11 protein-coding genes are annotated in these 12,879 nt (G+C 75.0%); 1 reads left to right on the top strand and 10 read right to left on the bottom strand.

Features of this window, described 5'->3' with window-relative positions:
* Position 1 precedes the first annotated feature (1 nt).
* The 7 genes from pucD to uraD form a co-directional block, all read right to left on the bottom strand.
* A complete protein-coding gene (gene pucD / locus ACQP2P_RS10545) occupies positions 2–2,218 on the bottom strand; it encodes a xanthine dehydrogenase subunit D (protein ID WP_433615097.1) in 2,217 nt (738 codons plus the stop codon).
* Positions 2,215–3,552, bottom strand: a complete 1,338-nt coding sequence (locus tag ACQP2P_RS10540; RefSeq protein WP_433615095.1) for an 8-oxoguanine deaminase — start codon at positions 3,550–3,552, stop codon at positions 2,215–2,217. Before ACQP2P_RS10540 ends, pucD begins: the two co-directional genes overlap by 4 nt.
* Positions 3,549–4,007, bottom strand: coding sequence for a (2Fe-2S)-binding protein (locus tag ACQP2P_RS10535; protein ID WP_433615093.1), 459 nt, complete (start codon positions 4,005–4,007; stop codon positions 3,549–3,551). Before ACQP2P_RS10535 ends, ACQP2P_RS10540 begins: the two co-directional genes overlap by 4 nt.
* Positions 3,998–4,849 carry an FAD binding domain-containing protein gene (locus tag ACQP2P_RS10530; RefSeq protein WP_433615092.1) on the bottom strand — a complete coding sequence of 284 codons (852 nt, stop codon included), beginning with the start codon at positions 4,847–4,849 and terminating at the stop codon, positions 3,998–4,000. The genes ACQP2P_RS10535 and ACQP2P_RS10530 overlap by 10 nt, the downstream gene beginning before the upstream one ends.
* Before the next feature lie 205 nt (positions 4,850–5,054).
* Entirely contained in the window at positions 5,055–5,912 is an 858-nt protein-coding gene (gene pucL, locus ACQP2P_RS10525) for a factor-independent urate hydroxylase (RefSeq protein WP_433615090.1), read from the bottom strand.
* 4 nt (positions 5,913–5,916) lie between these two features.
* Positions 5,917–6,219, bottom strand: coding sequence for a hydroxyisourate hydrolase (gene uraH / locus ACQP2P_RS10520; protein ID WP_433615088.1), 303 nt, complete (start codon positions 6,217–6,219; stop codon positions 5,917–5,919).
* Between the two features lie 70 nt (positions 6,220–6,289).
* Positions 6,290–6,784: a 2-oxo-4-hydroxy-4-carboxy-5-ureidoimidazoline decarboxylase gene (gene uraD, locus ACQP2P_RS10515; RefSeq protein WP_433615086.1), complete on the bottom strand. Its 495-nt coding sequence runs from the start codon at positions 6,782–6,784 to the stop codon at positions 6,290–6,292.
* A gap of 200 nt (positions 6,785–6,984) precedes the next feature.
* Here uraD and ACQP2P_RS10510 point away from each other — a divergent pair, with 200 nt between their 5' ends.
* Positions 6,985–8,259 carry an AAA family ATPase gene (locus ACQP2P_RS10510; RefSeq protein ID WP_433615084.1) on the top strand — a complete coding sequence of 425 codons (1,275 nt, stop codon included), beginning with the start codon at positions 6,985–6,987 and terminating at the stop codon, positions 8,257–8,259.
* A 531-nt stretch (positions 8,260–8,790) separates the two neighbouring features.
* On the opposite strand, the gene ACQP2P_RS10505 is transcribed toward ACQP2P_RS10510, so the two are convergent.
* From ACQP2P_RS10505 to ACQP2P_RS10495, 3 genes are all read right to left on the bottom strand, one after another.
* Entirely contained in the window at positions 8,791–9,438 is a 648-nt protein-coding gene (locus tag ACQP2P_RS10505; protein WP_433615082.1) for a response regulator transcription factor, read from the bottom strand.
* Between the two features lie 854 nt (positions 9,439–10,292).
* Positions 10,293–11,513, bottom strand: coding sequence for a sensor histidine kinase (locus ACQP2P_RS10500; protein ID WP_433615081.1), 1,221 nt, complete (start codon positions 11,511–11,513; stop codon positions 10,293–10,295).
* 599 nt (positions 11,514–12,112) lie between these two features.
* The gene (locus ACQP2P_RS10495) at positions 12,113–12,871 is read right to left on the bottom strand and encodes a GNAT family N-acetyltransferase (protein WP_433615079.1); all 759 of its coding nucleotides are present in this window, start codon (positions 12,869–12,871) and stop codon (positions 12,113–12,115) included.
* Between the last annotated feature and the right edge of the window lie 8 nt (positions 12,872–12,879).

The raw sequence follows: 12,879 nt of genomic DNA, 5'->3' as shown, positions 1-12,879 counted from the left end.
CTCACGTCCCCGTCAGGTGCTCGGGCCGCACCGGCACCCGCTTGAGCGGCAGGCCGGTGGCGGCGCGGATCGCCGCGACGATCGCCGGGGTGGACGAGATGGTCGGGGGCTCGCCGACGCCGCGCAGCCCGTACGGCGCCTCGGGATCGCCCAGCTCAAGCACGTCGATGAGCATCGGCGGCACATCCAGCATGGTCGGGATGAGATAGTCCGTGAACGACGGGTTGCGGATGCGCCCGTCCACGACCTGGATCTCCTCCATCACCGCGAGCCCGAGCCCCTGGGCGGTGCCGCCGGCGATCTGGCCGCGCACCGACTGCGGGTGCAGCGCCCGCCCGACGTCCTGCGCGGTGGCGATCTCGACCACGCGCACCAGCCCGAGCTCCACGTCGACGTCGACGGTGGCCCGGTGGGCGGCGAACGCGTACTGCACGTGCGCGTCCCCCTGCCCGGTGCGCGGGTCGAGCGGGAACGTGGGCCGGTGCCGCCACTCGACGGTCTCCTCGATCGGCCCGTCGCCCAGGACGGTGACGAGGACGGCGGCGAGGTCGGTGGCCTCCCCGCCGGCGCGGCGCTCGGCCTCGCGGCGCACGGCCTCGCAGGCGGCCTTGACCGCGCCGCCGGTGACGTAGGTCTGCCGCGACGCCGACGAGGACCCGGCGCTGCCGATCGTCGTGTCCGCGGTGGCCACCGTCACCTGCCGCACCCCGAGCTCGGTCCGCACGATCTGCGCCATGACCGTGACGAGCCCCTGGCCGACCTCGGCGGCCGCGGTGTGCACGACCGCGACCGGCTCGCCACCGACGAGCTCGAGGCGCACCCGGGCGGTGGAGGAGTCGTCGAAGCCCTCGGAGAAGCCGACGTTCTTGATGCCGATGCCGTAGCCGACGCCCCGCCGCACCCCCTCGCCGTGCGTGGTGTTGGCGACGCCGCCGGGCAACCCGCGGGGGTCGCCGGTGCCGGGCGGGGCCGGCGGCAGGTCGCGGACCCGGCGCAGGAGCTCGGCAACGGGCGCGGGCCCCGTGACGACCTGGCCGGTGGGCATGGTGTCGCCGGGCTCGAGGGCGTTGCGGGCGCGCAGCGCCACCGGGTCGAGCCCGAGCGCGGCGGCGAGCCGGTCCATCTGCGACTCGTAGGCGAAGCAGGCCTGCACGGCGCCGAAGCCGCGCATCGCGCCGCACGGCGGGTTGTTGGTGTAGACCGCGTAGCCGTCCACGGTGACGCTCGGCACCCGGTACGGCCCGACGCCGAGCGTCGTGGCGTTGGCGACCACGGCCATGGAGGTGGACGCGTACGCGCCGCCGTCGAGCACGATCCGGGCCCGCACGTAGAGCAGCCGGCCGGTCTCGTCGGCGCCGTGCTCGTACCGCAGCCGGGCCGGGTGGCGGTGCACGTGGCCGAAGAAGGACTCCTCGCGGGAGTAGACCATCTTCACCGGCCGCCCGGTGTGCAGCGCCAGCATGCACGCATGCACCTGCATGGAGACGTCCTCGCGGCCGCCGAACGCGCCGCCGACCCCGGCCAGGCTGAGCCGCACCTTCTCCGGCGGCAGGCCCAGGCAGTCGGCCACCTGGGCGAGGTCGCCGTGCAGCCACTGGGTCGCGATGAACAGGTCGACGCCGCCGTCCTCGGCCGGGATCGCGAGCCCGGACTCGGGGCCGAGGAACGCCTGGTCCTGCATGCCGACCTCGTAGTCGCCGGTGACGACGACGGGCGCGACGACGTCCTGCGGGCCCTTGCGGATCGGCACGTGCCGCAGCAGGTTGCCGGACTCGTGCACCGGCGCGCAGGCCGGGTCGAGGGCGGCCTCGCTGTCCACGACGGGCGCCAGCACCTCGTACTCGACGCCGATGCGCGCCGCGGCCCGCCGGGCGGTCTCGGGGTGGTCGGCGGCGACGATGGCGACCGGCTCGCCGGCGTAGCGGACCTGCCCGATCGCGAGCACCGGCTGGTCGCGGTGCTCCAGGCCGTAGTGCTTGGCCCCGGGCACGTCCTCGGCGGTGAGCACGGCGTGCACGCCGGGCAGCCGCAGGGCCTCGGTCAGGTCGACGGACACGATCCGGGCCCGCGGGTGCGGGCTGCGCAGGGTCGCGCCCCACAGCATCCGGTCGGCCCACAGGTCGGAGGAGAACGCGAACTCCCCGGTCACCTTGAGCGTGCCGTCGGGGCGGACCGGCGAGGTGCCGATGCCGCCGGCCGTTGCCACCGAGGTCGTCATCGCAGCCTCCTCGCCGCCCGCGCCAGATCGGTGGCGACCCGCGTGACGTCCACGGTGGACAGCGAGCCGTCCTGGACCACCGCGCGGCCGCCGACGAGCAGCAGGCGCAGCGGGGCGGCCGGGCCGAGCACGAGCGCGGCGACCGGGTCCTCGATGCCGGCGTGGCCGAGCCCGCCGAGGTGCCACAGCGCGATGTCGGCGAGCTTGCCGGGCTCCAGCGAGCCGAGCTCGTCGGCGCGGCCGAGGCAGCGCGCCCCGCCGATGGTGCCCAGGGCCAGGGACTCCCGCGCGCTCAGGGCGGCGGGGCCGCCGCGCAGCCGGGCCAGGTAGAGCGCCTGGCGCAGCTCCGCGCCGAGCTCCCCGGCCTCCTGCGAGGCGGCGCCGTCGACCCCGAGGCCGACCGGGACCCGGGCGTCGAGCAGGTCCCGGACGGGGGCGATGCCGGCGCCGAGGCGGCCGTTGGAGCTCGGGCAGTGGGCGACGCCGGTGCCGGTCGCGCCCAGCCGGGCGATCGCGGGCGCGTCGAGGTGCACGGCGTGGGCGAGCCAGACGTTCTCGCCGAGCCAGCCGAGGTCCTCGGCGTACTCGACCGGCGTGCAGCCGTGGACCTCGCGGCAGTACGACTCCTCCTCCACCGTCTCGGCGAGGTGGGTGTGCAGCCGCACGCCCTCGGACCGGGCCAGCTCGGCCGCCTCCCGCATGAGCCGCGGGGTGACGGAGAACGGGCTGCACGGCGCGACCGCGACGCGCACCATGGCGCCCGGCGAGGGGTCGTGGAACCGGTCGATCGCGTCCTTGGTCGCGGTGAGCGCGGCGTCGGTGTCCTCCACGACGGAGTCCGGGGGCAGTCCGCCGTCCTTCTCGGAGAGGTCCATCGAGCCGCGGCACGGGTGGAAGCGCAGCCCGACGGCGGCGGCCGCGTCGATCTCGGCCGCGAGCGGGTCGCCGCCGCCGCGCGGGAACACGTAGTGGTGGTCGGTGCTCGTCGTGCACCCGCTCAGCGCCAGCTGGGCCAGCCCCGCGGAGGCCGCGGCGTGCACGGTGCCCTCGTCGATGCGGGCCCAGATCGGGTACAGCTCCCGCAGCCAGCCGAACAGGATCTCCTGCTGCGCGTAGCCCCGGGTGGCCCACTGGTAGAGGTGGTGGTGGGTGTTGACCAGCCCCGGGGTGGCCAGGCAGCCGCGGCCGTCGACCCGCGTGACGCTCTCGTCGCCGGTGTAGGGCCCGGCGCCGACCGCCACGATCCGGTCGCCCGCGACGACGATGTGCCCGTCGGCGTGCTCGGTGCCGGCGGCGTCGACGGTCGCGACCGCGCACCCCTCGATGACGATCATCGGCGGGCCGCCAGCTTCACCGCGGCGACGATGTGCTCGTAGCCGGTGCAGCGGCACAGGTTGCCGGCGAGGGCCTCGCGGATGTCCGGGTCGCTGGGCTCCGGGTTGCGCTCCAGCAGGTCGTGCACGGCCACGATGAGCCCCGGGGTGCAGAAGCCGCACTGCACGGCGCCGGCGCTCAGGAACGCCTCCTGGATCGGGTGCAGCGCGCCGGACTCGGCCAGCCCCTCGACGGTGCGCACCGCACGGCCCGCGGCCTGGCCCGCGGCGACCAGGCAGGCGCAGACCGGGGTGCCGTCGAGCAGCACCGTGCAGGAGCCGCACTCGCCCTGCTCGCACGCGTTCTTGGCGCCGGGCAGGCCGAGCCGTTCCCGCAGCACGTAGAGCAGGCTCTCGCCCGCCCAGACGTCGTCGGCGGTGCGTTGCTCGCCGTTCACGGACAGATTCAGCCGCATCGGTACTCCTCCCACGCCCACCGGAGCGTCCGTCCACCGAGGACGGCGAGGGCGTGGCGGCGGTAGGCGGCGCTGCCCCGCACATCGTCGATCGGGCGCGCCGCGGCCGCGACGAGCTCGCCGAAGCGCGCCACCGCCGGCTCGGGCAGCGGCTCGCGCGACTCCCACGGCAGCTCGGCCGCGAACGACTCCGCCTCGGCGGCCCGCAGCGGGGTCGGGCCGGCCGAGCCGATCCCGGTGCCCGCGGCCCGGCGCACCGGGTCCAGGGCCAGGGCGAACGAGCACACCGCGATCACCATCGCGTTGCGCGTGCCGACCTTGGCGAACTGCTGCGGGCCGGCCGCGGGCGGGATGCGGAACGCGGCGATGAGCTCGTCCGGGGCCAGGGCGCTGCGCTTCGGGCCGGCGAAGAACTCCGCCGCCGGGATGCGCCGGGCGCCGCGCACCGAGGCGACCTCGACCTCGGCCCCGCACGCGAGCAGCGGCGGGTGGGCGTCGCCGGCCGGAGAGGCCGAGCCGAGGTTGCCGCCGACCGTGCCGCGGTTGCGGATCTGCGGGGAGCCGACCGTGCGGGCCGCGAGGGCCAGGCCGGGCAGGCGGTTGCCGAGCTCGTCGATGAGGCGGCGGTACGTCACCCCGGCCCCGACCCGCAGCACGTCACCGTCGGCGGCCCACTCCGCGAGCTCCCGGACGCGGGTCAGGTCCAGCAGCGCGGGCGGGCGGCGACGGTCGAAGTTCAGCTCGACCATGACGTCGGTGCCGCCCGCGATCGGCACCGCGCCGGGGTGCTCGGCCTTGGCCGCGAGGGCCTCGCCCCAGGTGGACGGGCTCAGAAACTCCACACGACCTCCTCGGGGATCACCACGCGGCCGCGGCCCGGAAGGTCCGCACGGCCCTGTCCGGTCTCGCGGCCCCGACGCGCACGGCCCGCTGCGGTCTCGCGGCCCCGACGCGGCGCACCACGCCGTCGACCCGGCCGGGACAGGCTCAGAAACTCCACACGACCTCCTCGGGGATCACCACGCCGTCGACCCGGCCGGGACGGGCTCAGAAACTCCACACGACCTCCTCGGGGATCACCGCGCCGTCGCGGCGGACCACGCCCTCGATGAGCCCGTAGGGACGGTCGGCCGCGTAGTAGACCTCGTTGGGGTTGTCGAGCCCGAACGGCGCCAGGTCGACGAGGAAGTGGTGCCGGTTGGGCAGCGAGAGCTTCACCTCGACCACGTCCGGGCAGCGCAGCAGCACCCGCGAGCCCATCGCGAACAGGGTCTGCTGCAGGGCGAGGCTGTAGGTGTCGGCGAACGCCTCGACCAGGGCCGCCCTCGCCGGGCCGGGATCCGTGAACCCCTCGGCGGCGCGCCAGGTCGCGTCCACCGACGTGGCGAGGACGCGGTCGCGGGTCTCGGGCAGGGTGGTGTAGCGGTCCTTGATGTACCCGTGGAACTCCGAGTCCGTGGTCTTGAGCAGCACGAGCCCGGTGATGCCGGAGACGACCTGGGTCCCGTAGTGTCCATGGTGGACGGTGGCGGTGCGGATCTCGCTGGCGTCGCGGCGGAAGGCGTGCCTGGTGCCGAGGCTCTGCCACGGGTACTGCTCAATCGTGACCTTGGCCTCGTGGATCGTGGGCTGGGTGGCCACGAAGTGCTCGGCGAGCCGGGCCGCGAACGCCTCGATGCTCGCGATCCCGAACTCGCGGGCGAAGGCGTAGACCGTGTTCTTCTGCGTGTCGGTGGGCAGGACGGCCGCGTTGTCGCCGGTCAGATGGCTGGCCGCGAGGTCGCCGCGCAGGGCGACGCTCACGTTGAGGTCGGTGAGGCGATCCCCGCCGGCGGCGCGCTCGACGCGCACCAGGCGCGTCTCGGCCTTGCCGTACTGGTTCGGGCCCAGCTCGAAAGTCGGCAACTGCTCAGCTCCCTCGGTAGGTCGAGTATCCGAACGGGCTCAGCAGCAGCGGGACGTGATGATGGCGGGCGTCGGCGATGGTGAACACGATCGACACCTCGGGGAAGAAGGCGTCGGGGCCGAGGTAGGCCGCGGTGTCGATGATCATCCGGTAGCGGCCCGTGCCGACGTCGTCCCAGCGCAGGCGGCCGTCGACGTCGGTCAGCCCGTCACCGACGAAGATCCGCTCGGCCGTTTCGAGCCGGATCGGCACGCCCGAGGCCGGAATGCCGCGGGCCGTGTCCAGCACGTGCGTGGACAGGCTCATACGGCGCCGGCCCGGGCTCTGGCTCGGGCACCGGCTCCGCCGCGGTTTCGGGCGCTTCGCCGGGGTTCGCTCATGCGGCCTCGGCTTCCTCCGCCAGGCGCTCCAGCCGCAGCTCGACGATCTTGCGGAGCTCGCCGCGGACCACGACCTGCTCGGTGTCGTCGTCGTTGCCCAGCCGGCCACGGGCCTCCGCGAGCACCTCGTCGGCCGACTTGCCGCTGGCGAAGATCAGGAACAGGTGGCCGAAGCGGCGCTCGTAGGCCTCGTTGACCTCGGCCAGCTCGTCGTCGGCGCCCTCGACGCCGGACTGCTCGCGGCGGGACCAGGCGGCCTCGGCGCCGTCGCCGGAAGGTCGCCGGCCGATGCGCGGATGCGCGGCGAGGGCCCGTTGCAGGTCCCCCCAGCCGAGCTCGTCGAATGCCGTCACGCCCGCCACCACCAGGTCGGCGGGCGTCTGATACGGCCGCCGGGCGACCACCCGGGCGGCCCAGCCCCGCGACGCGCAGCAGGCGAGCAGGGCCTCCTCGGCGGCCTCGGGCGCGAGGCCGTTGAACCGGTCGAGCATGGCATTCCTTTCGTATCCCCGGCACAGTACTCCGGGGATGTTTCATGTCCAGCCCTTCGCGTTCCTGTCCAGTATCCCCGTTTTGTCCGATGCCCGGTCCGGAAACGTGCCCCCTTTTTCCCCACCGGCCGCTCACCGTCGCCCCGGCCGGACGCCTCGGGCGGCATCGAACGTCAGCGAGCCGTGGCAGACTCGAACACATGACCGAGCATGCGTTGCGGCCCGCGGTGGAGGTCGTCGACGTCGGCGGGCGGGTGGTGCGCGTCGTCGACGGGCACCTGCTCGCGGCCGGCGACGTGGTCGGGCACGACCTGCCACACCGCGGCGTCGAGATCGTCGTCGACGGCGAGGGCTACCGGGCCCGCTGGGCCCGCGGCGCCTTCAACCTGCCCGCGTTCGCGAAGGTCTTCGCCGGCGGCGCGGCCGGCGGCGCCCTGTTCCGCCTGCTCGGCCTGCCCGGCGCCGTGCTCGGCACGATCATCGCGGTCGGCCTGGCGCGCAGTGCCCGCCCCGCCCGCGCCACCGACGTGCACGACCCGGCCGTCGACGTCGAGGAGGACGGCCCGGATCTCGTACTGCGCTCGCCCTCCCTCCCCGCCCTCGTCCTCGCCGTCATGGAGCTCACCGGCTCGTCCGGCCCGGTGACGGTGAGCCCCGCGGCCGCGGCCCCGGCCGGCCCCGAGGGCGTCCGGCTCGACGACGTCGGCGGCCTCGAGGACGTCGTCGCGCAGTTCCGCGACGTCGCCGTGTCGTTCCGCCACCCGGACGTGATGGCCCGCTGGGGCGCCACCCGGCCGCAGGGCATCCTCCTCTACGGCCCGCCCGGCACCGGCAAGACCATGCTCGCGCAGGCCCTGGCGAACGAGATCGACGGCGACCTGCGCGAGATCCGCACCCCCGAGATCCTCGACAAGTGGGTCGGCAACTCGGAGAAGAACATCCAGCGCATCTTCACCGAGGCCCGCGCCCTGCGCCGCCCCACGGTCCTGCTCTTCGACGAGTTCGACTCGATCATCAGCTACACGGGCGCCGCCTTCGACGCCGCCGGCCAGATGATCAACGCGGTGGCGGGCATCTTCAAGCAGGAGATGAACTCGCTCATCGAGGCCAACCCGAACGTCATCGTCGTGGCCACGACGAACTTCCCCGACCGCGTGGACGCCTCCCTCGTGCGCTCCGGCCGCTTCGACCTGAAGCTGGCCGTGCCGCCGCCGGGCCCCCGCGCGCGAGCGGAGATCCTGGGCAAACTCATCCGGAGCCTGATCGCCCGGCACGAGACGGCGGCGTTTCGCATGTTCGCCGACGACGTGGACCTGGACGCCCTCGCGGCCGCGGCGACGGGGCTGACGGGCGCGGACCTCAAGGAGGCCTTGCGGCGGGCGCAGCTGGACAAGGCGATGGGCGAGGCTCGCAGCGGGACGGCGGCTCCGATCACGCAGGCGGACCTGCTGGCGGCGATCATGCGCCTGACCTGACCCCACGACGCTCGCTCACCAGCTCACCAGCTCACTGCCCGGCGCCCGCGCCGGGCACGTGCATGGCCGCGCCCGCTCACTCGACGGCTCCCGGCGCCGCACGTTTCTCGCCACCTCGGACCTCTTCGCAACGCCCCATCGCACACTTTCATCGGCGCCGCAGCCGCACCTTTCGTCGCCGCACCTCGACGCGCACGTTTCGCCGCCGCACCGTGCGCGTTCGCCGCCGCACCACGAACGCACACGTTTCGCCGCCGCACCGTGCGCGTTCGCCGCCGCACCACGAACGCACACGTTTCGCCGCCGCACCGTGCGCGTTCGCCGCCGCACCACGAACGCACACGTTTCGCCGCCGCATCGTGCGCGTTCGCCGCCGCACCGCACACCTGCCTCGCCACACCACGAACGCACACATTTCGCCGCCGCATCATGCGCGTTCGCCGCCGCACCGCACGCCTGCCTCGCCACACCACCAACGCACACGTTTCATCGCCGCATCATGCGCGTTCGTGGCGCAGCGCTGCCCGGGTCTCAGGAGGCTTCGAGGTAGTGCAGCACCGCGGCTACCCGGCGGTCGGTGCGGTCGTCGGGGGCCAGCTCCAGCTTGGCGAAGATGTTGCGGATGTGCTTGTGCACGGCCCCCTCGGTGACGAAGAGACGCTCGGCGATCGCGGTGTTGCCGAGGCCCTCGGCCATCAGGGCGAGCACCTCGCGCTCGCGGGCGCTGAGGCGCTCCAGGCGGGCGTCGGGCCGGCTGCGGCTGAGCAGTTGCGCGACGACATCGGGATCGATCGCGGTGCCGCCGCCGGCGACTCGGTGCAGGGCGGTCAGGAACTCCTCGACGCGGCCGACACGCTCCTTGAGCAGGTACCCCAGCCGGGAGCCGCCGCTGGTGAGCAGGTCGGTGGCGAAGGCCTGCTCGACGTACGCGGACAGGACCAGCACCGCAAGCTCCGGCCGGCGGCGGCGCGCCTCGACCGCGGCCACGATGCCCTCGTCCGTGTGGGTCGGGGGCATCCGCACGTCGACGATCGCCACGTCGGGCTGATGCTCGTCGACGGCGGCGAGGAACGTGGTCGGGTTGTCCGTGGTGGCGACGACGTCGAGATCCTCGGCCCGCAGGAGCATCGCCAGCCCTTCCCGCAGCAGGGCGTCGTCCTCGGCAATCACGATCCGCACGGCATGCTCGCTTCCAGGTTCGCCAGGTCTACGCCGCCGCTTGGCGACGCTTCTCGCCACGATTCTCGCGCCACTGCCCGCACCGTCGCGCGGCACTCCTCGCGCGGCACCCCTCGCACGGCCGCATGCGCCGCCCTCGCGCGGTCCCGCGCACCGCCACGCACGGTGCAACCCGCGCCGCCACGCACGCCGTTGACAACGCCGCCACGCCCGCCGCTTCCCGCAGCATCACGCGTGTCGTTGCGCGCGCCGCCACCTACGCCGGCCCTCGCGCCCTCTCGCGTGTCGTTGCGCGCGCCGCCACCCCCACCGCCCCTCGGCCACCACGCGTCTCACCCGACGCGCCCCCGCCCACGCCCGCCAGCGCGGCGTTGCGCGTGCCGACGCGCCCACTGCGGGCACCGTCAAGGCCAGCGTGTTCGCCGGCGCCGTGTCGCAGGTCGCGACTTGCAGCACCGCATACGCCGCGACCGGCCCTCGCGCCCTCTCACGTGTCGTTGCGCGCGCCGCCACCCCCACCGCCCCTCGGCCACCAAGCGTCTCACCCGACGCGCCGCCGCCCGCACCCTCCCGCGCGCCGCGTTGCGCGCGCCGACGCCCCCGCTGCGGCTTGCAGCGCCGCCTGCGCCGCGACCCGCACCCTCCCGCGCGCCGCGTTGCGCGCGCCGACGCCCCCGCCGTAGCTTGCAGCGGCGCCTGCGCCGCCTGCGCCGCAGCCCGCGCCCTTCCGCGTGTCGTTGCGCGTGTCGCCACCCGCGCCGCCCCTCGGCCGTTACGCGTCTCACCCGACGCACCGGCGTTCGCGCCCGCCAGCGCGGCGTTGCGCGTGTCGCCGTTCGCGGTGTCGCTCGCGGTCATGAGCCGCACGGGATGCTCACGCTCAGGATCGTCGGGCCGCCCGGTGGGCTGCTCAGCTCCACGGTGCCGTCGTGGGCCGCCACGCGCTGGCGGATGCCGGTCAGGCCGGAGCCGCCGCGCTCGTCCGCGCCGCCGCGCCCGTCGTCGGTGATGGTCAGGTGCAGGCGGTCGCCGGCACGGCGCAGGCGGATCGTCCCGTGCTGCGCGCCGCTGTGCTTGGCGACGTTCGTGAGGGCTTCGGCGGCGACGAAGTACGCGGTCGCCTCCACCGACGCCGCGCACCGCACCGGCAGGTCAGCGTCCACGCCGACCCGCACGGCGCAGTTCGCGGCCAGGGAGCGCAGCGCGTCGGGCAGGCTGCGGTCGGTCAGCACCGGCGGCAGGATGGTACGGACCACCGCGCGCAGGTCGGCCAGGGCCGCCTCGGCCGCGCCCTGGGCTCGTTCCAGGATCTCGTCGGCCCGCTCCGGGTTCTTGGCCACGGCCCGCCGCGCGGCACCGAGCAGCACGTTCACGGCGACGATGCGGTTCTGCGTGCCGTCGTGCAGCGCCCGCTCGATGCGGCGCAGCTCGGTGGCGTGGGCGTCGAGCGCGGCGGCTCGGGTCGCGGTGAGCTCGGCGACGCGCAGCAGCAGATCGGTGCCGGGCGCGGGCGCCAGCAGCCGACGGCCGGGCGCCTCCTGGAGGCGGGCCATGAGCGGCGTGGCGTAGAAGACGAGCAAGAGCCACACGAGCGCCAGGGCCGACACGCCGAGCGCGCCGCGGGCGTCGTGGACCTGCGGGAAGCCGAGCGACGAGGTGGCCCCGTCGGGCGGGACGAGCCGCCACCAGAGCGGGAACGACCCGTCGCGCAGCACGTTGGTCGGCAGCGCGATGGCGAAGACGCCGAGCGCAAGACCGACGCTCGCGTGTACCGCCGCCCACGCCAGCTCCCGCCGGACCGCGCGGTCGGCGACGGCGTCGCGCAGCCGGGTCGGGGCGGGCAGATGGCCGAGCAGCTCCGGCCCGGTCTTGGACAGCCGGTCCCGCTCCCGGTCGGCGACCACGCGCACCAGCCGCACCGCGAAGGGCACCAGCACGATGCCGATGCCGACCACGCACGCGATCGCCGTCGCCGCGGCCGTGAGCAGCGCGATGAGCGCGAGGAACGCGGTGCCGAGCCCGCCGACGAGCCGCTCCAGCGCATCGAGCGCGGCTCGGAGCCTGACCTGAGCCATGGGCCGAACGTACAGCCCTCCGCACCCGCCCCGCGCGGCGCTCGGCGCGCCCGCCACACCGTCCGGACCTCGCCGGCAAGCCGCCCCACCGGCCCGAATCCCGTGCACGGTCCGGCCGGCCGCGTGGGCGGCGCGCGTTGCCCACGCGCACGCACCGCGAACCGCACGAGCGCGCAACGCCAAGGCGCTGCGCAACACGCGCACGCACCGCGAACCGCACGAGCGCGCAACACCGAGGCGCTGCGCAACACGCGCACGCACCGCGAACCGCACGAGCGCGCAACACCGAGGCGCTGCGCAACACGCGCACGCACCGCGAACCGCACGAGCGCGCAACGCCGAGGCGCTGCGCAACACGCGCACGCACCGCGAACCGCACGAGCGCGCAACGCCAAGGCGCTGCGCAACACGCGCACGCACCGCGAACCGCACGAGCGCGCAACGCCAAGGCGCTGCGCAACACGCGCACGCACCGCGAACCGCACGAGCGCGCAACGCCAAGGCGCTGCGCAACACGCGCACGAACGCACGCGCGTGCGCGTGAAGCGCTGCACGAACGCGCGGAAACGGCGTGCGGGGCAGCGCTGTGCAGATGCTCGTCAGCCGTGGACGAACGGGATCGTGGTGGCCAGGCGCTCGAAGCCCAGCCGCTGCAGAATCGGCCGGCTGTCGTCGCTCGCGTCGACCTGCAGGTAGCGCAAGCCCGCCTCCGCGGCCCGGGCCGCCCGCCAGGCGACCACGGCCTTGAAGACCCCGCGCCCGCGCCACTGCGGGTCGGTGCCCCCGCCCCAGAGGCTCGCGAACTCGGTACCCCGGTGCAGTTCGACCCGCCCGGCGCAGATCGGCCGGTCGCCGGCCATGGCGACGACGGCCCGCACGTCGTCGGGGCGCTCCAGCAGCAGCCGGCCGACGGCGGCATGGTCGCCGCCGAACACCTCGTCGTGGAGCCGGACCACGTGCTCGGCTCCCTCGGCGTCGGTCACCGGCACCAGGCGCACCCCCTCCGGCGGGCTCGGCTCCCGCGGCAGGGCCTCGACCTCGGCGACGAGCAGCGCCTCGGCCGGGCCGGGCTCGAAGCCAGCGTCCAGGAGACGGTCGGCGAGGTCGTGGGGCTGGTCATGGGAGTACAGCTTCCATTCCCACGCGACGCCGGCCTGCGCGAATCGCCGGATCTGGGCCGCGATCACCGCGTCCGCGTCGAGGTCGCCGAGGCCGGACCACGGGATGCCGGTCCAGCCGTCGGCGGCGTGGAGCACGCGCACCACGCCGGGGTCGTGCTCGACCAGGGCGCCGGGGCCCTCCCGCGGCTGCTGACGGATCTGCCGGTCGAAGCGCGCGAGGATCTCGTTCACGTCCATGCCGCCAC

The organism is Dactylosporangium sp. CA-139114, assembly GCF_050955725.1.
Taxonomy (GTDB): Bacteria; Actinomycetota; Actinomycetes; order Mycobacteriales; family Micromonosporaceae; genus Dactylosporangium.
Note: the sequence above shows the minus strand (reverse complement) of the source record. Positions and strands in the feature narration are given on the sequence as shown.